The 18,292-nt window shown below is 72.7% G+C and carries 17 protein-coding genes and 1 pseudogene; 7 read left to right on the top strand and 11 right to left on the bottom strand.

All coding sequences use genetic code 11. The annotated features are described in order from the left end of the window. Positions 1-147: 147 nt before the first annotated feature. Positions 148-885, bottom strand: a complete 738-nt coding sequence (locus IE271_RS28510) for an SDR family NAD(P)-dependent oxidoreductase (RefSeq protein WP_190193336.1) — start codon at positions 883-885, stop codon at positions 148-150. A gap of 84 nt (positions 886-969) precedes the next feature. Here IE271_RS28510 and IE271_RS28505 point away from each other — a divergent pair, with 84 nt between their 5' ends. Continuing rightward, on the top strand, positions 970-1,611 hold the full coding sequence (locus tag IE271_RS28505; RefSeq protein WP_190193335.1) for a TetR/AcrR family transcriptional regulator: 642 nt from the start codon (positions 970-972) through the stop codon (positions 1,609-1,611). A 152-nt stretch (positions 1,612-1,763) separates the two neighbouring features. On the opposite strand, the pseudogene IE271_RS42370 reads toward IE271_RS28505, so the two are convergent. Together IE271_RS42370 and IE271_RS28495 are read right to left on the bottom strand one after the other, a co-directional pair. After that, a pseudogene (locus tag IE271_RS42370) lies at positions 1,764-1,940 on the bottom strand (cupin domain-containing protein); the annotation flags it as partial. A gap of 43 nt (positions 1,941-1,983) precedes the next feature. Further along, the gene (locus IE271_RS28495) at positions 1,984-3,078 is read right to left on the bottom strand and encodes a helix-turn-helix transcriptional regulator (protein ID WP_190193334.1); all 1,095 of its coding nucleotides are present in this window, start codon (positions 3,076-3,078) and stop codon (positions 1,984-1,986) included. 97 nt (positions 3,079-3,175) lie between these two features. Here IE271_RS28495 and IE271_RS28490 point away from each other — a divergent pair, with 97 nt between their 5' ends. After that, positions 3,176-3,598, top strand: coding sequence for a VOC family protein (locus tag IE271_RS28490; protein ID WP_190193333.1), 423 nt, complete (start codon positions 3,176-3,178; stop codon positions 3,596-3,598). 405 nt (positions 3,599-4,003) lie between these two features. Here IE271_RS28490 and IE271_RS28485 read toward each other — a convergent pair whose 3' ends face one another. Beyond that, complete coding sequence (locus IE271_RS28485; protein ID WP_190193332.1) at positions 4,004-4,465, bottom strand: MarR family winged helix-turn-helix transcriptional regulator; 462 nt, start codon at positions 4,463-4,465, stop codon at positions 4,004-4,006. A 94-nt stretch (positions 4,466-4,559) separates the two neighbouring features. Here IE271_RS28485 and IE271_RS28480 point away from each other — a divergent pair, with 94 nt between their 5' ends. After that, entirely contained in the window at positions 4,560-4,931 is a 372-nt protein-coding gene (locus IE271_RS28480; RefSeq protein WP_190193331.1) for a VOC family protein, read from the top strand. Between the two features lie 129 nt (positions 4,932-5,060). Here IE271_RS28480 and IE271_RS42365 read toward each other — a convergent pair whose 3' ends face one another. From IE271_RS42365 to IE271_RS28470, 3 genes are all read right to left on the bottom strand, one after another. Beyond that, complete coding sequence (locus IE271_RS42365; protein ID WP_229919614.1) at positions 5,061-5,321, bottom strand: hypothetical protein; 261 nt, start codon at positions 5,319-5,321, stop codon at positions 5,061-5,063. Next, on the bottom strand, positions 5,321-5,950 hold the full coding sequence (locus tag IE271_RS28475) for a cyclase family protein (RefSeq protein ID WP_229919613.1): 630 nt from the start codon (positions 5,948-5,950) through the stop codon (positions 5,321-5,323). The genes IE271_RS42365 and IE271_RS28475 overlap by 1 nt, the downstream gene beginning before the upstream one ends. Before the next feature lie 348 nt (positions 5,951-6,298). Then, positions 6,299-6,760 carry an Rrf2 family transcriptional regulator gene (locus tag IE271_RS28470; protein ID WP_229919612.1) on the bottom strand — a complete coding sequence of 154 codons (462 nt, stop codon included), beginning with the start codon at positions 6,758-6,760 and terminating at the stop codon, positions 6,299-6,301. 137 nt (positions 6,761-6,897) lie between these two features. Here IE271_RS28470 and IE271_RS28465 point away from each other — a divergent pair, with 137 nt between their 5' ends. From IE271_RS28465 to IE271_RS28450, 4 genes are all read left to right on the top strand, one after another. Continuing rightward, positions 6,898-8,019 carry an NADH:flavin oxidoreductase gene (locus IE271_RS28465; RefSeq protein WP_190193330.1) on the top strand — a complete coding sequence of 374 codons (1,122 nt, stop codon included), beginning with the start codon at positions 6,898-6,900 and terminating at the stop codon, positions 8,017-8,019. A 439-nt stretch (positions 8,020-8,458) separates the two neighbouring features. Beyond that, positions 8,459-8,899: a hypothetical protein gene (locus IE271_RS28460; RefSeq protein WP_190193329.1), complete on the top strand. Its 441-nt coding sequence runs from the start codon at positions 8,459-8,461 to the stop codon at positions 8,897-8,899. Further along, positions 8,896-11,433, top strand: coding sequence for a DEAD/DEAH box helicase (locus tag IE271_RS28455; RefSeq protein WP_229919611.1), 2,538 nt, complete (start codon positions 8,896-8,898; stop codon positions 11,431-11,433). The genes IE271_RS28460 and IE271_RS28455 overlap by 4 nt, the downstream gene beginning before the upstream one ends. A 256-nt stretch (positions 11,434-11,689) precedes the next feature. Further along, positions 11,690-12,157, top strand: coding sequence for a hypothetical protein (locus tag IE271_RS28450; RefSeq protein ID WP_190193328.1), 468 nt, complete (start codon positions 11,690-11,692; stop codon positions 12,155-12,157). Positions 12,158-12,412: 255 nt separating this feature from the next. Here IE271_RS28450 and IE271_RS28445 read toward each other — a convergent pair whose 3' ends face one another. The 4 genes from IE271_RS28445 to IE271_RS28430 form a co-directional block, all read right to left on the bottom strand. Next, positions 12,413-14,734 (bottom strand): 2-dehydropantoate 2-reductase, encoded by a 2,322-nt coding sequence (locus IE271_RS28445; RefSeq protein ID WP_190193327.1) that lies wholly within the window; start codon positions 14,732-14,734, stop codon positions 12,413-12,415. Beyond that, complete coding sequence (locus IE271_RS28440) at positions 14,731-15,558, bottom strand: SDR family NAD(P)-dependent oxidoreductase (protein WP_190193326.1); 828 nt, start codon at positions 15,556-15,558, stop codon at positions 14,731-14,733. The genes IE271_RS28445 and IE271_RS28440 overlap by 4 nt, the downstream gene beginning before the upstream one ends. After that, a complete protein-coding gene (locus IE271_RS28435) occupies positions 15,558-16,817 on the bottom strand; it encodes an MFS transporter (RefSeq protein WP_190193325.1) in 1,260 nt (419 codons plus the stop codon). Before IE271_RS28435 ends, IE271_RS28440 begins: the two co-directional genes overlap by 1 nt. 568 nt (positions 16,818-17,385) lie before the next feature. Beyond that, positions 17,386-18,288, bottom strand: a complete 903-nt coding sequence (locus IE271_RS28430; RefSeq protein ID WP_190193324.1) for a polysaccharide deacetylase family protein — start codon at positions 18,286-18,288, stop codon at positions 17,386-17,388. Positions 18,289-18,292 lie beyond the last annotated feature (4 nt).

Genomic DNA, 18,292 nt, shown 5'->3' with positions numbered 1-18,292 from the left:
CCGGGGCCTCCTCGGCCGACGTCGCCCGAGGAGGCCCCGGCCACGATCTCGTTGCTGCGGACGCACTGGGCCTCGCACGACGCACGAACGCGGCCGGGAGTGCGCCCCGTCGTTTCGGGGGACCGGGTGCGCACCGCCGGCCGTCGGTCAGGCCCGGGTGTAGCCGCCGTCGGCGAAGAGTTCGGCGCCGGTGACGAACGACGAGGCGTCCGATGCCAGGAAGAGGGCGGCCTCGGCGATCTCCTCGGCGTCGGCCAGCCGCCCCAGTGGCACGGTGGCCTCGGCGAACCGGTCGGCGTCCGGCCCCGCGGCGCCCAGCAGGCCAGGGGTCCGGGTGGGTCCCGGGCTGAGCACGTTGACCCGGAAGCGGCGCTCCCGCGACTGCCGGGCCCAGTTGTGCACGAGGTTGCTCACCGCCGCCTTCGAGGCGCTGTAGACCTCGAGTTGTTCATTGGGCCGCACGCTGTTGCTGGAGCCGACGACCAGAACGGAGGCGTTCTCCGCCAGCAGCGGAAGCGCCTTCTGAACGGTGAACAGTGGGCCCTTGACGTTGACGGCGAGCGTCAGGTCGACGTTCGCCTCGGTGTGGGCGCCGAGCGCGGCGTCCGCGACGATGCCCGCGTTGGCCACCAGCACGTCGATGCGTCCGGCGTCCTCGCGGACTCGCGCGTAGAGGGCGTCCAGGTCGGCCAGGACCGAGACGTCGGATCGTACGCCGGTGGCCGCGGGGCCCAGCTCCTTGACCGCCGCTTCGAGGCGGTCGACGTCCCGGCCGGTCACGAAGACCCGTGCGCCCTCCCGGACGAAGCGGTGGGCGATGGCCAGCCCGATCCCGCTGGTCCCTCCGGTGATCACGGCCACCTTCTCCTGCAGTACGCCTGGCATGGCGAACCCCTTCAGTTATGGAATGGATCGTCCACAACGTAGGCGGTAATGGACGACCGAGTCAAGAATGAGTAGGCTGAGACCATGCCGAGACCACGCGCATTCGACGAACGCCAAGTCCTGGAGCGGGCCCGGGAACAGTTCTGGGCGACCGGCTACGCGGGAACCCGGATGGACGACATCGCCCGGGCGACCGGCCTGGGCAAGGGCAGCCTCTACGGCGCGTTCGGCGACAAGGGCAAGCTGTTCCACCGCGTGTTCGGCGACTGGTGCACCGCGGTCGTCGAGGTGGCCGAAGAGCGGCTGACAGGCGGCCCGGACGCAGAAGCCCTGGACCGGCTGTCGGCATACGTGCACCTGATGGCGGAGAACACCGCCTCCGACACCGAGCGCCGCGGGTGCCTGCTGGCCAAGGGCGCGGCGGAACTGGCCCAGCATGATCCGGCGGTCGCCGGACGGTCGGCCGAGACCATGACGGCACTGCTGGCCCTGCTGCGGACGGAGATCGAAGCCGCCCAGCGCCACGGCGACATCGACAGCGCCGCGGATCCGGAGCGGTTGGCGGCACTGCTGCTGACGGTGGTCCGCGGTATCGAGGCAGTGGGCAAGGCCGGCATGGACCCGGAGACGCTGCGGAACGTCGCAGACACCGCACTGGCGGTCCTGCCCGGACCCGAGGGGCACGAACGCCCCGCGACCGGGCGCACTCCGGCCCGCGAGAACTGACCCGGTGCCATCACGGTCGCACGACCCGCCGGACGGCGCCCAGGGTTCGGGTGACGTCACTGACGCCGGCGGCAGTGGTGACGGCCCGGAGCGGAGCGCCGCGCCCGTAGCGGATCACGTGGTGTCTGCTGCCCGTCTTCCGCCGGGCGGCCTCATCCTTCCGGCTTCCGCGCGAAGTCGGTGGCGTAACGGCTCATCGCTTGGACGTTCGCCTGCGGCGTCGGCGCCTGACCGCCGGCGATCATGTCCTGGAGGTCCCGGAAGTACTGCACGTACAGATCCGGCGTGAAGGTGCTGAGCATGACGGCCGGCTGGTCGGTCATGTCGGCCGACACGGCCGGGTCCGCGGTCCGCTCACTGGCCTCGTGTTCGTCAGTCATGCCCCGATTCCACTGCCGGGCACGGAGACTGTCCAAGACCTTTTCCGGGGTGCCGATACCGTACGGGTATCGTCGGGAAACCCGGAAGAGCCGCTTTCGCGGCGTTCCCCTGTGCGGTGGGACCGGTCACGCCGGCGCATCGGCGGGCCAGGTGCGCGAACGCGTGGGTGAGTTCGGGCGGGCCGACGACCGTGGTGTCGGCGTCGAAGCGGGCGATGGCGGCGGCGAGGCCGACCCAGGACCAGGATCCGAGGGTGAGCCTGCATCGGCCCGGGCCGAGTTCTTCGAGGACTCCGTCACGGACGTAGGGGGCCAGGGCGGCGGCGTCCAGGCCGAGGACGACGGTGCCGGTGCACGGCCAGTCGCCGGTGGTGTCGGTGGAGCCGCGGAAGCGGCCGGTGACGAAGGCGGCCACGTCGCCGCCGGGCAGTTCTCGTGGGCCGAAGCGGGGCCCGTTGGGGGTGCGCGGGGTGATCCGGTCGACGCGGTAGATGCGCCAGTCCCGGCGGTCGAGGTCGAAGGCGACGAGGTACCAGCGCCGGTTCCAGGTGATGACGTGGTGTGGTTCGGCGCGGCGCGGGGGCCGGTCGGGGTCATCGGTGCCGTAGTCGAAGCGCAGGGTCTCGTGGGCGCGGGCGGCGGCGCTGAGCGCGAGCAGCACGTCGCCGTCGACGGGTTCGGCCGGCTGTGCGGTGGGCTGTTCGACGGCGGTGACCTGCAGAGTGTCGATGCGGTTGCGCAACCGGGCGGGCATGACCTGGCGGATGGTGTGCAGAGCCCGGGCGGCCGGTTCGGCGTGGCCGCTTCCCGGGGTGGTGGCGGCGATCTGCAGGGCGACGGTGAGGGCGATGGCCTGCTCGTCGTCGAACAGCAGCGGGGGAAGGCTGGTGCCGGCCGCGAGCCGGTAACCGCCGTCGGGGCCCTTGGAGGCGGCGATGGGGTAACCGAGTTCGCGCAGCCGGTCGACGTCACGGCGAACGGTGCGCAGGCTGATGTCGAGCCGTTCGGCCAGCAGGGCGCCCGGCCAGTCGCGGCGGGTCTGCAGCAGCGACAACAGGGCCAGCAGGCGCGCGGAGGTTTTCGGCATGCGCCTGATTCTCCCCGAGCAAGGTGACACAACCTGGCACCTACCCCTGTGAATCTCGCTCCTGTCGGCAACACACCGTTCGAGCAGGAGAGACACCATGGGCATCACCACCACCGTGCATCTGAACTTCCGGGACAGGGCCCTCCAGGCGCTGGAGTTCTACCGGTCGGTGTTCGGCGGGCGGCTCGTCGCGTTCACCTACGGCCAGGCCCAGGACGTGGAGCACCCGGCGGACACCGACCGGATCCTGTGGGGCGAGGTCCGCGCCGACAACGGCTTCCACGTCATGGCCTACGACGTCCGCGAGAACCAGACGTACGACGCGGGCGACCGGCCGTTCTTCGTCTCGGTCCGCGGCGAGGACGCCGAGGAGATCACCGGCTACTGGAAGGCCCTGTCCGAGGGCGCCACGATCATCGCGGACCTCGGCCCGTCCGGGTGGGCCCCGCTCTACGGGATGCTCGAGGACCGCTTCGGCGTCACCTGGACGCTCGACATCGCCACCCCCTACGCCGGCTGATCCCCGGCCGCGGGTGCACGGCACGGCAAGCCCTCGTGCCGTGCCGTGCACCCGCGTGGTGTCCGATCGCTCCCTCCTCCGGAAGGCACCTTGCGTACCTGTGCGTACCCGGGCCGCGCCGGTATCCGGTTGCCGGCGTCGCGAGGCCCCCGTTCTCGCCGACAGAGCCACTGCTCCGGCCGGCCAAGATTCCGGCGGGCCGACCCGCCCGACGGCGAGGCGGCCGGCCGCCGGGTGCGGGCCTCCGAATCGACGACACCCACCGCCGCCCGATGAACCGGCAGCTCACCGTCCGCGGCCCGGGCCTCGACGCCGCGGTCCTCCGGAGGTCGTCGGGGTCCTCCGGGGGGATGACGCGACGGTCGCCCCACGCCTTGCGTGGCAAGGGCGGGGCGGCCGTGGGGGTCATGCGCCGAGGGCCTCGGTCATCGTGTCGAGGTCGGCCAGGAGGGCGGTCATCCGTTGCGCGGGGATGCTTTCGATCATGCGTTGTTCGATGGCGTAGACGGCGCTGCGTGCGCCGTGCAGGCGCTGCTGCCCGGCCGCGGTGAGGTGGATGGGCAGGGCCCGGCCGTGGTCGGTGCTGGTGGCCTGGGTGATCAGTCCGGCGTCCTTGAGGCCGCGCAGGACGACGTTGGCGGACTGCCGGGTGACGAAGGTGCCCCGGGCGAGGTCGGCGTTGGACAGGCCGGGCTGTTCATCGAGGAGTTCCAGGCAGGAGTACTGCGGGACGGTGAGGTCGTGCTCGCGCAGGGCCTTGTCCATGGCGCCGCGCAGGGCGGCCGAAGCCTTCTTGAGGCGGTATCCCACATGCTCGGTGACGTCTTCGGCCGGATGGGGCGGAGGGACTGGCGCACGGTCTTCCATGTCAGCATTTTGACACACCGAGAGAGGGCGCCTATCGTCTCGCATGTCAAAGTTCTGACATCAACGTTGCCGCCGATCACCTTCTGGAGTCACCATGAGCGCCACCGTCGAAGGCCCCGATTTCATCGCCCTGCAGGTCAGGGACGTACCGGCCGCGGCCGCGTTCTTCGAGGACAACCTCGGCCTGCGCCGGGCGCCCGGTGGACCGGCCAACGCGGTCGTCTTCGCCACCGCCCCGATCCCGTTCGCCGTCCGCGAGCCGCTGCCCGGCGTCGACCTGGACGACGCCGCACGTCCCGGCCTGGGCGTGGCACTGTGGCTGCGCACCGACAACGCCCCCACGCTGCGCGAGCGACTCGTCGCGGCCGGCACGCAGGACGTCACCCCGCTGCAGGACACCCCCTTCGGGCCGGCGTTCACCTTCACCGGCCCCGAGGGCTACCGGCTCACCGTGCACGGAGCCTGACCACGAAGGCCGCGACCGTCGTCCTCACCGCCCGGGCCCGTTCCCACTCACGGCGAGCCGGCGCTTGCTGAAGGCATTCACCCCCGCCCTTACCGACAGGGCGGGGGTGAAGCCCTCGCAGTGGAAGGGTCACCGTAGGGCTGTGGCGTTGGCGGGTGAGCCGACCCCTCCGGTCAGGTGGAGGGGCTTGACGGTGAGAAGGCTGTCCCAGCGGCCGGTGGCGCGGCAGTCCCGGGCGAGGCCGGTGAGGTTCCACAGTTCGCCGAGAGGCAGGCCCAGTTTCGCGATCAGTTCCTGGTGCACCATGCCGTCGTCCTCGGGTGCGCTGTGGTGGAAGTCGCTGCCGGGCAGGACGGGCAGGACTTCCACGGCGAAGGTGTCGGTGGCCATCAGGGCGATGCGGTGGTCCCAGCACCAGGCGGCGAAGGTGCGGCTCCGGGCGAAGCCGGTGGCGCGGCGCGGGTCCGGGCACGTTCCTCGGGGTCGGCGGTGAGGTACCAGTCGGCCCGTCCGGTGTGGACGAGCACGAGGTCGCCCGGTTCGGTCCGGCAGTTCTGGCGGGCCAGCGCGTCGTCGAGGAGGTCGGTGGTGAGGGCGGGGCCGTCGGGGTGGTGGAGCGGTGTGCCGCGGTCGCGGAGCAGGCCGTCGACATCGATCAGGAGGCCGCGGCCGGCGAGGGGGACGTCGGCCCACAGCTGGACGCCCAGGCGCGGTGAGCGCGGGCGGATCTCGTCGTCGGGGACACCGTTGTAGAAGCCGTGACCGGAGGCGCGGCGGTGCCGCAGGCCGTCGATCTGGGTGGTGGCCTGCAGGTGGAAATTGTCCAGGACGTCGTCACGGGCCTGGTCGTGCTTGGCGGTGATGCGGTGCTCGGGGATGCCGCGGGCCCTGGACATGGGCGGGTCGAAGGCGTCCAGCGGGTAGTCCAGGTTGAAGGCGTTCCCGTCGACGACGCGGGCGGCGGCGCGGCGGATCTGCCGCGGGCCGGCCGGCACGCCCCGGGCCGGCGGGGACCACATATCCGGGAGACGCCGTTGGCGGCGGACAAGCGGGCGAGGGCCTCGGCCGTCTGAAGCCTGCGCTGACTGATCGGCAGGGACATGCCGAAGCGGTCGGCCAGGCGCTGCCGGGCCGGTGGGGGAGGCGGCAGGCCGATGTCCTGGCGTGGGCGACCCGACAGCCGCCCTCCCGCGAGCGGGCTTCAGGTGATCACTCCTATGCCGTGACGGGCCGTGCTCCCGGGTTCGGCCGCCCACAGGGCACAGAAGGGCGCCGGGGACCGATCCCGGTCTTTCCTGACGGAGCCCTCGGCGGGGGATCGCGCAACGGGCCCGGAGCGAAGGGGCGGACCCGGTCCGCGGTGGGGGCTACTTCCGCGGTTCGGGCTGCGAGTGCTCCGAGCAGCGCATCTCGTGCAGGGCGTCGGCGAGCGTCTGATCGCCCAGCGTCCTGAGCACGGCCTGCTCGGCCCGCTCGGTCAGTCGCTCGAAGTAGGCGGCGGCGCGCGTCGACACCCGGTATTCGTGTTCGCCCTCGGGACGGCAGGTCCACAACGGCTTGTCGCCGACCGCGCAGAGGTAGACCTCGGTGAGCGGGATGTCCTGCGGGGTCCGGGCCAGCCTCGTGCCGCCCGTACGCCCCATCACCGACTCGACCAGGCCCTCTTTGGCGAGCGAGGCCACCATCTTGCGGACCAGGCTGGGGTTGGTGCCCAGTCGCTCGGCGAGCTGCGTGGAACTCACCAGCGCGGACCCCTCCTCGGCCGCGACGGCGAGGAACAGCAGCGTGGTCAGGGCGCTGGAGAACCTGACGTCCAGCACGTGGAGCACCACCCTTTCCTCTCGGACGAAGCATATCGAACATCGCCACCCCGCCTTAAAGTGTACTCAACACAGTTGCACTTTCACCGGCGATGTGTATTTTTAACGAGCACATATTATTGCCTCTCCCTCAGGAGTACGACGCCATGACTTCTCGCGCGGCCCAGTACCTCGCCAGGCCCTTCACGCTGGGCTCGGCCGAACTGCGGAACCGGATCGTGATGGCCCCCATGACGCGGGCCCAGTCCCCCGGCGGCATCCCGGGAGACGACGTCGCCGCCTACTACGCCCGCCGCGCCGCGGCCGGAACGGGCCTGATCATCACTGAAGGCACCTACATCGACCACCCGAGCGCCGGTGACGTGGAGAGCGTGCCGCGCTTCCACGGCGAGGAGCAGCTCGCCGGATGGCGCCGGGTCGTCGACGCGGTGCACGCCGAGGGCGGTCGGATCATGCCCCAGCTGTGGCACGTCGGCATCACCCGCCGGGCCGGGAACCCGCCGTTCACCGAGGCCCCGTCGGTCGGCCCGTCCGGCATCGCGCTCGACGGCACCCACGGTGCGGGCGAGACGCTCTCCCTCGCCGACATCGACAAGATCATCCTGGCCTTCGCCGAGGCCGCGCGGGAAGCCGAACGCATCGGCTTCGACGGCATCGAACTGCACGGCGCGCACGGCTACCTCATCGACGAGTTCCTCTGGGAGCGGACCAACCGCCGGACCGACGCCTACGGCGGCGACCCGCTGTCCCGCACCAAGTTCGCCGCCGACATCGTCGCCGCCGTCCGCGAACGGGTCTCGCCGGACTTCCCGGTGATCCTGCGCTACTCCCAGTGGAAGGCCGACAACTACGACGCCAAACTCGCCACCGGCCCGGACGAGCTCCAGGCGCTGCTGGAGCCGCTGGCCCGAGCCGGCGTCGACGCCTTCCACGCCTCGACCCGCCGCTACTGGGAGCCCGAGTTCCCCGAGACCGGCCTCGACCTGAACATGGCGGGCTGGACCAAGAAGCTCACCGGCAAGCCCGTCATCACGGTCGGTTCCGTAGGGCTGGACGCCGCCTTCGACCCCACCTCCTTCGCTCCCGGGACGCGGGTCGGAGTGGAGAGCGTCGAAGGCCTCCTGGAGCGCCTGGAGCGGGACGAGTTCGACCTCGTCGCCGTCGGCCGCGCGTTGCTGGCGGACCCGGAATGGGCGGACAAGGTCCTCAACGGCAAGGAGAGCGACCTCACGCCGTTCAGCACCGACGCGCTCAAGACCCTGGACTGAAAGTTCGCCCTCCTCCGTTGAGCGTCGCTGTCCAGCCCACCGGGCAGGGACGTGGGAGTGCGGCCCGACCGCTCGCCGGCGTCCGGGGCACCGGCGGCCACCGAAGGCGGCAGTACGTCAAAACCCGGGCCGCCCGGCAAAGGTGAGGCAGTCGCCCGGGGCAGGCGTGTCAGCCTGCCCCGGGCGCTTCGCGCCTCCCAGCCGCCGGTCTTCCAGACGGGGGCGGTGAAGAAGCGGCCTTACTGAGCGCGGGCCGATTCGAGCACGACTCGAAAAATCACAGGCGACCCGCCTTCCATCCGTATGAAGTCTCGTACGGTATGTGTTGTCATACACCGGGAGGTGGCTCACCATGTGTGTCACCTCCAGCCGCGCGATCCGCGACCGTCCCGGCGAAGGGCCGGACCGCCCTGCGCCGTTGCCCGAGGAACGAGGTCCTGTGAGCGACACTTCCCGCAGCGACCATGACCGTCCTCCGACCGTTCCGCTGACGGCCGCCGACGCCCACGCCCTGGGCGCCGACGCCGAAGCCCTGGCCGCGCTGCTCGGCACCGCGCTGCACGGCATCGCGCGACTCCGCACCGGCGACGCCTCCGTGGACGACCTCACGGACGCCATCGACGGCACCACAACGCTGTTGGAGAGGCTGACCGGCGCCCGCAACGCCGCGGTGCGCGCGTTCCATGCCCGGCGCGGCTCGCACAGCGCCCTGGCCAGGGCCATGCACCTGAGCAGCCGCGCCACGGCCCAGTCCCGCCGCAGAGCACTGCTGAGCAACCCGCCGGACGCTCTGGAACAGTGGGCCGCCGGCACCCACCGACCTTCTCCCCGCACGCCCATGACCGGTCACGACCGCACGGACGACGGAGCGACGCGATGACGAGCATGTCCCTGCGCCCGCACCAGCGGGAGGCCGTCGACGCGGTGCTGCGCGCGCTGGAGGCGCCCGGGGACGGACGGGTGCCGGCGCGCGGTCTGCGCACGCAGGTGGTCATGGCGACCGGCTCCGGCAAGACCCTGGTCGCCGTGCGCAGTGCGGAGGAGCTGCGGGCGGGCCGGGTGCTGGTATTGGTGCCCTCGCTGGATCTGCTGGCGCAGACGGAGGCCGCTTGGCGCCGGGGCGGCCGGACGGGGCCGATGATCGGGGTCTCCTCCCTGCGCGGGCCGCAGACCTCTTTCCCGAACACCACGGACGTGGGCGAGCTGGTCGCCTGGGTGCGCCCCTTCGACAAGGTGACGGTGTTCGCCACGTACGCCTCGCTCGGGCTGGGCACACTGGAGCGCGCGCACGCCGCCGGCCTGCCCGGCTGGGATCTGATCGTGGTCGACGAGGCGCACCGCACCTCCGGGCGGATCGGAAAGCCGTGGGCGGTCGTGCACGACAACGCCCGCGTCCCCGCTCTGCGGCGGCTGTACATGACGGCCACGCCGCGGCTGTGGCAGCTCGACGAGGACGCCGGCCAGGAGCGGGGCGTTCCGGGTGAGCTGGTGGCCTCCATGGAGGACGATCCGGCCTCGCCGTTCGGCGGCCGCTGCTACACCCTCACGCTCTCGGAGGCCATCGACCGGGGGATCTGCGCGCCGTATCAGGTGGTGTGCGTCGACGTCACCGACACCCACCTCCAGGCCGCCCAGCTGCTGGGTGAGGACGGGCGCTCCGAGGCCGTGCGCGGGGCGCGGCTCGCCGCGCTGCAGACGGCGCTGGTGAAGGCCTCCGCCGAGGAGGGCTTCAAGCGCACGCTGGTCTTCCACCATCAGGTCAAGGAGGCCGAGGCGTTCGCGGCCGGCCTGCCCGACGTCGCCGCCAAGCTGCATGCCGACGATCCTGAGCTGTATCCGAGGACGGTGTGGGCCGACTGGCTGTACGGCGAGCACAAGCCGCTGCACCGGCGGCGGGTGCTCGCCGAGTTCGCCGGTGGCACCGCCGGTGACGGCACGGTGGTGGAGAAGAGCTTCCTGGGCTCGGTGAAGGTGCTCGGAGAGGGCGTCGACATCAGGAGCTGCGACTCGGTGTACTTCGCCGACGTGCGCGGCTCCATGCCCGACCTGGTCCAGGCCGTCGGGCGGGCGCTGCGCCTGCAGCCCGGTGAGGGCAAGACCGCCTCCCTGGTCGTCCCTGTCCTGCTCGGGCCCGGGGAGACGGCCGACAGCATGCTCACCTCCCGCGCCTACGGCGGCCTGGCCAAGCTGCTGGAGGCCCTGCGGGCGCACGACGCGCGGTTCGTGGAGCAGCTCGCCGAACAGCAGGTGCGGAGCCGCTCCCCCAAGGGCCGTGACGGCGAGGGTGAAGCAGAGCATGAGGGTGAGGGGGCGGGGCGGGCCGCGGTCAGTGCTCCGGCCAGGGCGCTGCTGAAGTTCTCCACGCCCCGTGATCCGGCGGCTCTGGCGGCCTTCATCGACCTGCGCGTCCTGCATCCCGAGCATGCCCACTGGCGGCGCGGCATCGAGGCCGCCGTGATCTACGTCCGCGAGCACGGGGATCTGAAGGTGCCCTTCACCTACCGCGTTCCCGCCGACACCGAAGCGGAGGCTCACGGCGAGGGTGAGGGTGAGGTGTGGCCGGCCGCGCTCGCCCGGTTCCCGCTGGGGCAGTGGGTGGCCGACGCCCGCCGCTCCTATGCCCGCGGCCGCCTCGACGCCGACCGCGTGGCCCAGCTGGAGAAGCTGGGCATGGTCTGGTCCCACTCCGACGTCGCCTGGGAAGAGGGCCTGGCCGCCGCCCGCGGCTGGGCCGCCGAACACGGGCACCTGCTCGCCCCGCTGGACGCCACCTACCAGGGCTACCGGGTGGGTATCTGGCTGAAGAACCAGCGCGCCGCCGCCCGCAGGGCCGACGAGATCGAGCAGCGGCGCGCCGGCGGAGGGCCGGTGGGATCGGCGACCGGAGCACTGTCGGAAGAGCGGCGTGAGCAGTTGGAGGGGATCGACCCCTCCTGGTGCCCGGCCTGGCCGGTGGAGTGGCAGCGCGCCTTCCACCTGGTCCGCCGGCACCTGCACGACGGCGGTGCGCTGCCGGCGGAACCGGGCGGCGTCGTGCGGCAGGGCGAGGACCTCGGACGCTGGGTCCGTGCTCAGCGCCTGGGCTTCGACAAGCTCACCGGCGGTCAGCAGTGGATGCTCGAGAACGTCCTCGGCATCGAACCCGCCGGCGACGAGGAGAAGCCGCGGCCGCGCCGTACGCAGGCCGACAAGTGGGCCACCAACCTGGCGGCCGCGACGCAGTTCTACGAGCGCGAGGGACACCTGCGGGTACCGCGCAAGCACGTCGAACGCATCACCGTCGACGGCATGGGCGGCGGTCAGGAGCAGCAGATCAAGCTGGGCGCCTGGATCAGCAATCAGCGCTCGCGCGCGGCGTCGCTGTCCCCGGAGCGTGTGGAGCGGCTCTCCGCCATCGGCATGCGTTGGTCGTGACGCTGCACGACCTCGCCGTACCGGTCGCCGTTCCGGTCGCGGCGGTCGTCGTAGCCGTCGCGCCCGCACGCGGCCCTCGCGGCCGACCGCTTCGAGTTCCCTGTGAACCGCACCGCGGGCATCCGCCCCGGAGCGGAGCGCGCCCGGATCAGGTCGAACCCGTACACCGCGTCGGCGGGCGCAACCCGGACGTTCGCATCACCGTTCATCTCCGAGGTACTCCCGACCCACATTCACGCACAGAACGGTATGAACGATGAAGCCCGAGTCCGTCAAGCCCCTGTCCTCCTACTCGTCCAGGCCGCGCCGGCTACGTCAGGTGTCACCGGGGCGCCGCGGACTGGTGCTGGCGTGGTTCGCCTTCACTCTCACTTTCGGCCTGATGAGACTGCTGACATGGCTGATCCACATCGACGTCGCGGGAGTCGGTGACGTCAGCGCCGGCGGTGTGCACATCCACCACTACGTCTGGGGCATCCTCCTGGTGCTCGCGACCGGAGGGGTGAGCCTCGTGGAACGATCGCCCCGCATGCGCTCGTGGCTGGGCGCCGCCTACGGCGCGGGTGCGGCATTGATCATCGATGAGGCGGCGCTGCTGCTGAGTCTCGAGGATGTCTACTGGGACGACGCGGGCGGCATCAGCATCGCCATCGCTCTGATCGTGATCGGCATCGCAGGAAGCCTGCTGGCCCTGACGCGCCGCTCGGCGCCCAGGGCTCGCTGAGTCGTCGCTGCGGCCGGAGGCGGGTGAAGGGAGCTCGGCCGAGGCCGATCCGCGGGGCGGCGGTGCCCATGCCCTCGGCGAAGGGACGGACCTGGCCGATCCGCTCCACGGCGGCGAGCGGGTCGGCGTACACACCGTCCGAGCACGCGGGCCGGCGTCCGCACGGTCCGGGCGCGCGAGCCGGCATACGCACGGTCCGGGCGCGCGGGCCGGCATACGCGCCGCCCGTGCGAACGCGTATGCCGGTCCGGGGTGTCAGGCCGCGGCGAAGGCGGCGAGGACGCCTGCCGCCAGTGCGGATCGCTCCACCATTCCGCTCAGCGTCACGTGCTCGCTGCGGGCGTGCGCGCCGCCGCCCACCGCGCCGAGCCCGTCGAGCACCGGGGTACCCGCGTCCAGGATGAAGTTCCCGTCGCTGGCACCGCCCACCGCGGTCTCCCGCAGATCGAGGCCGAGCGGTGCGGCGCAGGCCCGGGCCACGGCGAAGAGCCGGCCGACTCCCTCCGTGCGTTCGAAGACGGGACGGTTCCAGCCTCCGTCCAGCCGCAGGCTCGTACGCGTGTCGACCGGGGCGAGGGCGGACAGCGCGGCTCCGACACGGTCGCGTTCGGCGGCGGTCGCGACGCGGATGTCCAGGTGTGCCACCGCCCGGCCGGCCGTGACGTTGCTGCGCGTGCCGCCGTGCAGCACGCCGACGTTGACGGTCGTCCCGGCCTCCGGGGCGGCGATCCCCTCCAGGGCGAGCACCTGCCGGGCCATCTCGTTGACCGCGCTCGCCCCGCGGGTCGGGTCGAGGCCGGCGTGCGCCTCCTCCCCCCGCACCGTCAGGGAGAACAGGCCCACGCCCTTGCGGGTCGTCTTCACCGCGCCGTCGGCGCTCGCCTCGAAGACCAGGGCCGCCCTGGACCTGCGTGCCTCGGCCGCGATGACGTCGCTGGACGCCTGGCTGCCGGTCTCCTCGTCCCCGTTGAGCAGCAGCGTGAACGCCGGCACCGGCAGCCGCAGTTCCCGGAGCGCGCGCAGCGCCCACACCGCCTGGACCAGTCCCGCCTTCATGTCGAAGACCCCGGGACCGCTGATGCGGTCGCCCTCGCGGTGGTACGGCCAGTCGCGCAGGGTGCCGGTCGACCACACGGTGTCGTAGTGGGCGGCGAGCAGCAGGGGGGCGCCGGCCGACGGGCCGGTGCCGGCGTAGCGGCGGATCAGGATGTCCCCGGCGCCGTCGCGGGGGAGCAGTTCCTCGCTCGCGGGGGCGCCGAGCGAGGTGTCGAGCCAGCCGCGCAGCCAGTCGAGGCAGGCGGCCAGGCACGCCTCGTCGTCGCTGGAGCTCTCCAGGGACGTGTAGGCGGCCAGGTCGTCGGCCATCGCCTCGCGGTGGCCCTCCAGCCAGTCGCGCACGGCGACGGCCTGGGCGTCGGTGAGCACCGGGGCCGCGGGCAGGTCCTCGGACGCCCGGTCACCTGTCCGCGCCGGGACGGCCGGGGTTCCGGCGGGTGGTCCGGCCGCGTCGCGCCCGTCCGCGTCGTGTCCGTCCTTTCCGGCCGTGGCGCCCCTGCCGCCGGACGCGGCCAGCGCGTCGAGGGCGTCGAGCCGGGCCTCGGACATCCCCGACGGGTCGCGTTCCAGTTCCCGCAGGTCTTCGAGTACGGCGCTGAGCACCGGAGTGCCGAGACCCGCCCGCCGCGCGCGCTCGACCACGGGCTCGTAGTGCGTCGTCACCTCCACCGGGCGACGGCGTACGGCCAGGTCGCGCCAGATGCCGCTGCGGTCCTTGGGCTGGGTGCGCAGCCAGGCGGTCAGCCGGTCGCAGGCGGCGTCGCGGGCCGCCGCATCGTCGGGGCGGAAGGCGGGCGCGTCGTAGGCGTCGAACGGCTCCAGCCGCGTCCCCACGGTGTCGGCCGCGGCGTACACCTCGGCGGCCAGGGCGTACATGGTGGCGCGGTGACGGTCGATCAGGTCCGCCATGGGGGCGTCGGCCAGCGCGGTCGCGGAGAGCATCGCGCCGAAGGCGGCCTTGGCCCACAGGTAGCCCTCGACGTTGTCGGAGACCTGCGCGGGCCCCCACGCCTGGAGGTCGGCGACGAGGTCCCGCACCCGCTCGGACACGGGCGCGCCGCCCGGCTCGCCGACGACGAAGGCCCCGGGGCCGCCGTCGCGCACCACTCCGGGCTCGACGACGTCGGCGAAGATGTTGACGAACGCGGCGACGGTGCGCTCCGCGCCGACGTACCGCGCGATCAGTTCCTCGTTGAAGCCGTTCTGCACCGAGACGACGTAGCCGTCCGGGGCCAGACGGGGTGCGATCCAGCGCATGGCCGCGTCGGTCGCCTGCGCCTTGACGCCGAGCAGGACCCGGCGCAACGGCGGCCCCTGGTGGTCCTCGGGGGTCGCCGCGTCGAGGCGGACGCTCTCGCGCTCCTCGCCGCGCAGGACGGTCAGACCGCCGGCGCGGATCGCGGCCACGTGGTCGGCGTCGGCGTCGACGACGGTCACCGGGTGCCCGGCCGCCGCGAGGGCGTGGGCCAGGGTGCCGCCGATCGCTCCGGCGCCGACCACGGTGTAGGCGTCGCCCTTCATGAGGTGTGTCCCTTCGTGCTGTCCGGGAGCGTGCCCGGGGTGGGGTGGGGGGAGCCGGGGGACGTCCCGGAGGCGTCCGGCGGCCACAGCCGCGGCAGGTGTGCCGCTCCGGTGCCGCTGCCGCCGTCCACCCGGAGGATCTCCCCGGTCACCCAGGACGCCTCGGGGCCGGCGATCCACAGCACCGCGCGGGCGATGTCCGCCGGGGTGCCCGGGCGTCCGAGGGGGTTGACGGAGACGGCCGCGGCGTAGGTGTCGGTGACCGGGTTGCAGGCGCTGTCCACCGCGACGAAGCCGGGGCTGACGGCGTTGACGCGGATGCCGAGCGGCCCGAACTCGAGCGCCGCCGCGCGGGTGGCCATCTCCAGTGCCGCCTTGGAGGAGGCGTAGGGGCCGCCGCCGGGCCGGGCGCGCAGGGCGGCGCCGGAGGAGATGTTGACCACCGAGGCGGGCCGCCCTGCCTCGGCCGCGAGACGGGCCAGTTCGGCCGTCGCGAGGACCGGGGCGCGGGTGTTGAGGGCGAAGACGCGGTCCCAGGCGGCGGCCGTGACGTCGGCCATGTCCAGCGACGGGTAGATGCCCGCCGCGTTGACCAGGACGTCCACCGGTCCGTGGGTGTGCCAGGCGCCGCCGACGGCGGCCGCCGGGCCGTCGGCGCCGCCCAGGTCGAGGACGAGGTGCCGGGCGCCGAGGGCGTCCGCGAGAGCCGCGAGCCGGTCGGCGTCGACGTCCACGAGGGTCAGCTCCGCCCCCGCCCGCGCGAAGTGCTCGGCGACGGAGCGTCCGATGCCGCCGGCGGCGCCGGTGACGACTGCGTGCGTCATCAGGAGAACTCCTTGTCCTTCGTCTCGGGCATGGTCAGGTAGACGACCAGGGAGATCAGCGCGGCGCCGCAGACGTACAGCCAGAGCTTGTCGGCGTGCCCGTTCTCGCTCATCCAGGTCGTGACGTAGGGGGCGGTGCCGCCGAAGAGGGCGACGGCCAGCGCGTACGGCAGGGCGATGCCGGTGGCCCGCACCTCCGGCGGGAACTGCTCGGCCATGATGACGGCGCAGTTGGCGGAGTAGCCGAGGACCAGCAGCATGCCGACGAGCTGGACGAGGAACAGCACGGCGAAGCTGTCGTTCAGGAAGTGCAGCATCGGCCAGGCCAGGACGACGAAGCCGAGCGCGAAGCCGGCCAGGGTGGGCTTGCGGCCCAGCCGGTCGGAGAGCAGGCCCGCGAAGGGCAGCAGCACGACGAAGACGATCAGGCACAGCGTCTGGGACAGCAGCGCCTTCTCCAGTGGGATGCCGGTGGTGAGGTTGGCGTAGGTCGGCAGGTAGTTGACCCAGATGTAGTACGTCAGGGTGCCAGCGATCGTGATGCCGGCGACGCGCAGCGCGGCGGCGGGGTGCTCGCGGAACATGGCCACGAGCGGGTTCTTCGGCGTCCTGCCGCCGGCCTTGGCCTCGGTGAAGGAGGCGGTGTCCTCGACGCTGACGCGCAGCCACAGTCCGATCAGGCCGAGCAGGCCGCCGACGACGAAGGCGATCCGCCATCCCCAGTCGTGCAGGGCGTCCTCGCCCAGCAGGGAGGTGAAGACCGTGCCGAGCAGGGAGGCGATCAGTACGCCGCCCGCGACGGACACCTGCTGCCAGGACCCGGCGAAGGCCCGCCGCCCGGGGGCGGCCGACTCCACCAGGAACGCCGAGGACGAGCCGAACTCGCCGCCCGCGGAGAAGCCCTGGACGAGCCTGGCGACCAGCAGGATCAGCGGAGCGGCGATGCCGATCGTGTCGTAGCCGGGGGTGAAGGCGATCAGGAAGCCGGCGCCCGCCATCAGTCCGATGGTGAGGGTCAGGCCCTTCTTGCGGCCCTTGCGGTCGGCGTAGGCGCCGAGGACGGCGGCGCCCACCGGCCGCATCACGAAGCCGACGGCGAAGACGGCGAGCGTGGACAGGAGGGCGGCGGCGCCGTCGCCCTTCGGGAAGAACACCTCGGAAATGATCTTGGCGAAGATGGAGTAGAGCGCCCAGTCGACCCACTCGACGGTGTTGCCGATGGTGCCGGCGACGACCGCTTTGCGCTGGGCGGGTGTCATTCTGTGCGACGGTGCGGTACCGGTCGCGGTGACGGGGGTCTGCACGAGGGGGTGCCTCGCTTCCTGAAGGCAGGGGACGGATCGGACTGCGGCGTGCGGGGCTGTCTTCCGGTGCGGGTGTGTCCGCGGATCTGTCCGCGGGAGGGTGCGCGGTGTCGTTCCGCGGGACGACACCGGACTGTCCGGGCGCGGGACGGCACCGGACTGTCCGGGACAGGGCTGTGGGTGTGCTGCTCCGCGTCGTCGCGGAGCCGCGGCGGGTGCGTGACGGCCGCCGCCGGGCGATGCGCGGGAGAGTGCCGCGCAAGGCGGGCCGGGGAGTACCGCGGAAACGGTGTGCGGGTGGGCCCGTGGGAAGGGACGCCCGGGTCGCGGGCGTACGGGAGGACGACCGGCCGCGCGGGAGTGGGCGCTGCCGGGCCGGTACCGGCGCGGACGCCCGTGGTGGGGGCGCCGGTCGTGGTGCTTTCTGCGGGAGGGCCGGTCCGTGGGGCCGGCCGTCACCGGTCCGCCGGGAGGTCGGCGGTCGGTTCGGGTCGTGCTGTGTGCGGCGGTACCGGGCCGGCGGTCAGTTCATGCCGTGCTGGGCGCGGCAGTACTCGGCGATGTCGCGGTGGGTGGCGAGCCACACTCCGTCGTGCCCCGCGACGTGCGCCAGGAGCTCTTCCAGGACGGCCAGCCGGGAGCGGTGCCCGATGATGTGCGGGTGCAGCGTCAGCTGGAACAGACCGCCGGCCGCGTGGGCGGCGGCGAACTCGTCCTGCCAGATCCGCAGCACGTCGCGCGGCGCGATGTAGGGGCGCAGGGAGCCGAAGCGCTCCATCATGAAGTACGGCGCGTCGTCACGGATCCACTCCACGGGGATCTCCACCACGCCCGTCGCCTCGCCGTTCTCGAGCAGCTCGTACGGCTCGTCGTCGGCCATCAGCGAGGAGTCGTAGAGCAGCCCCATCTCCCGGGTGATGGCCAGGGTGTGGGGAGAGAAGTCCCAGCTGGGGGTGCGGATGCCGACGGGACGCACCCCGCTGATCCGCTCCAGGGTGTCGGCCGCGCGGAACTGCAGCTCGCGCTCGGCCTCCGCGCCGAGCTGGGTGTTGCGCTCGTGGATCCAGCCGTGGACGGCCAGCTCGTGCCCGGCCTTGGTGTAGGCCTTGGCCTCCTGCGGGCGCAGCAGCGCGCAGACCGCGGGCATGAAGAAGCTCGCCGGGACGCGGTGACGCTCCAGCATGTCCAGGATCTTCGGTACGGCCACGCGCGCCCCGTACTCGCCCTGGGCGAGCTTCGCCGGGCTCGTGTGACCGTCGCGCAGGGCGGGCGTCTCGTGGTCGGAGTCGAAGGACACGGCCACGGCGCACCGGGCCCCGCCCGGCCAGGTCCTCGGCGCCAGGGAGCGGCCGGCCCGCACCCGGTCCACGTGACCGCGCCAGACCTGCTCGTCCCACTCCCACGGTTGCTGTTCGCTGTGCGCCATCGAG

Source organism: Streptomyces minutiscleroticus (assembly GCF_014650875.1).
Taxonomy (GTDB): Bacteria; Actinomycetota; Actinomycetes; order Streptomycetales; family Streptomycetaceae; genus Streptomyces; species Streptomyces minutiscleroticus.
This window is presented reverse-complemented; position numbering and strand designations above follow the sequence as displayed.

What these genes read in the sequence shown, in the direction of transcription:
- IE271_RS28450 (WP_190193328.1), top strand. Translation starts at nt 11,690, where the DNA reads ATGAAGCCCGAGTCCGTCAAGCCCCTGTCCTCCTACTCGTCCAGGCCG.
- IE271_RS28465 (WP_190193330.1), top strand. Translation starts at nt 6,898, where the DNA reads ATGACTTCTCGCGCGGCCCAGTACCTCGCCAGGCCCTTCACGCTGGGC.
- IE271_RS28510 (WP_190193336.1), bottom strand. Translation starts at nt 885, where the DNA reads ATGCCAGGCGTACTGCAGGAGAAGGTGGCCGTGATCACCGGAGGGACC.
- IE271_RS28440 (WP_190193326.1), bottom strand. Translation starts at nt 15,558, where the DNA reads ATGACGCACGCAGTCGTCACCGGCGCCGCCGGCGGCATCGGACGCTCC.
- IE271_RS28485 (WP_190193332.1), bottom strand. Translation starts at nt 4,465, where the DNA reads ATGGAAGACCGTGCGCCAGTCCCTCCGCCCCATCCGGCCGAAGACGTC.
- IE271_RS28505 (WP_190193335.1), top strand. Translation starts at nt 970, where the DNA reads ATGCCGAGACCACGCGCATTCGACGAACGCCAAGTCCTGGAGCGGGCC.
- IE271_RS28495 (WP_190193334.1), bottom strand. Translation starts at nt 3,078, where the DNA reads ATGCCGAAAACCTCCGCGCGCCTGCTGGCCCTGTTGTCGCTGCTGCAG.
- IE271_RS28490 (WP_190193333.1), top strand. Translation starts at nt 3,176, where the DNA reads ATGGGCATCACCACCACCGTGCATCTGAACTTCCGGGACAGGGCCCTC.
- IE271_RS28445 (WP_190193327.1), bottom strand. Translation starts at nt 14,734, where the DNA reads ATGAAGGGCGACGCCTACACCGTGGTCGGCGCCGGAGCGATCGGCGGC.
- IE271_RS28475 (WP_229919613.1), bottom strand. Translation starts at nt 5,950, where the DNA reads ATGTGGTCCCCGCCGGCCCGGGGCGTGCCGGCCGGCCCGCGGCAGATC.
- IE271_RS28455 (WP_229919611.1), top strand. Translation starts at nt 8,896, where the DNA reads ATGACGAGCATGTCCCTGCGCCCGCACCAGCGGGAGGCCGTCGACGCG.
- IE271_RS28435 (WP_190193325.1), bottom strand. Translation starts at nt 16,817, where the DNA reads ATGACACCCGCCCAGCGCAAAGCGGTCGTCGCCGGCACCATCGGCAAC.
- IE271_RS42365 (WP_229919614.1), bottom strand. Translation starts at nt 5,321, where the DNA reads ATGGCCACCGACACCTTCGCCGTGGAAGTCCTGCCCGTCCTGCCCGGC.
- IE271_RS28480 (WP_190193331.1), top strand. Translation starts at nt 4,560, where the DNA reads ATGAGCGCCACCGTCGAAGGCCCCGATTTCATCGCCCTGCAGGTCAGG.
- IE271_RS28430 (WP_190193324.1), bottom strand. Translation starts at nt 18,288, where the DNA reads ATGGCGCACAGCGAACAGCAACCGTGGGAGTGGGACGAGCAGGTCTGG.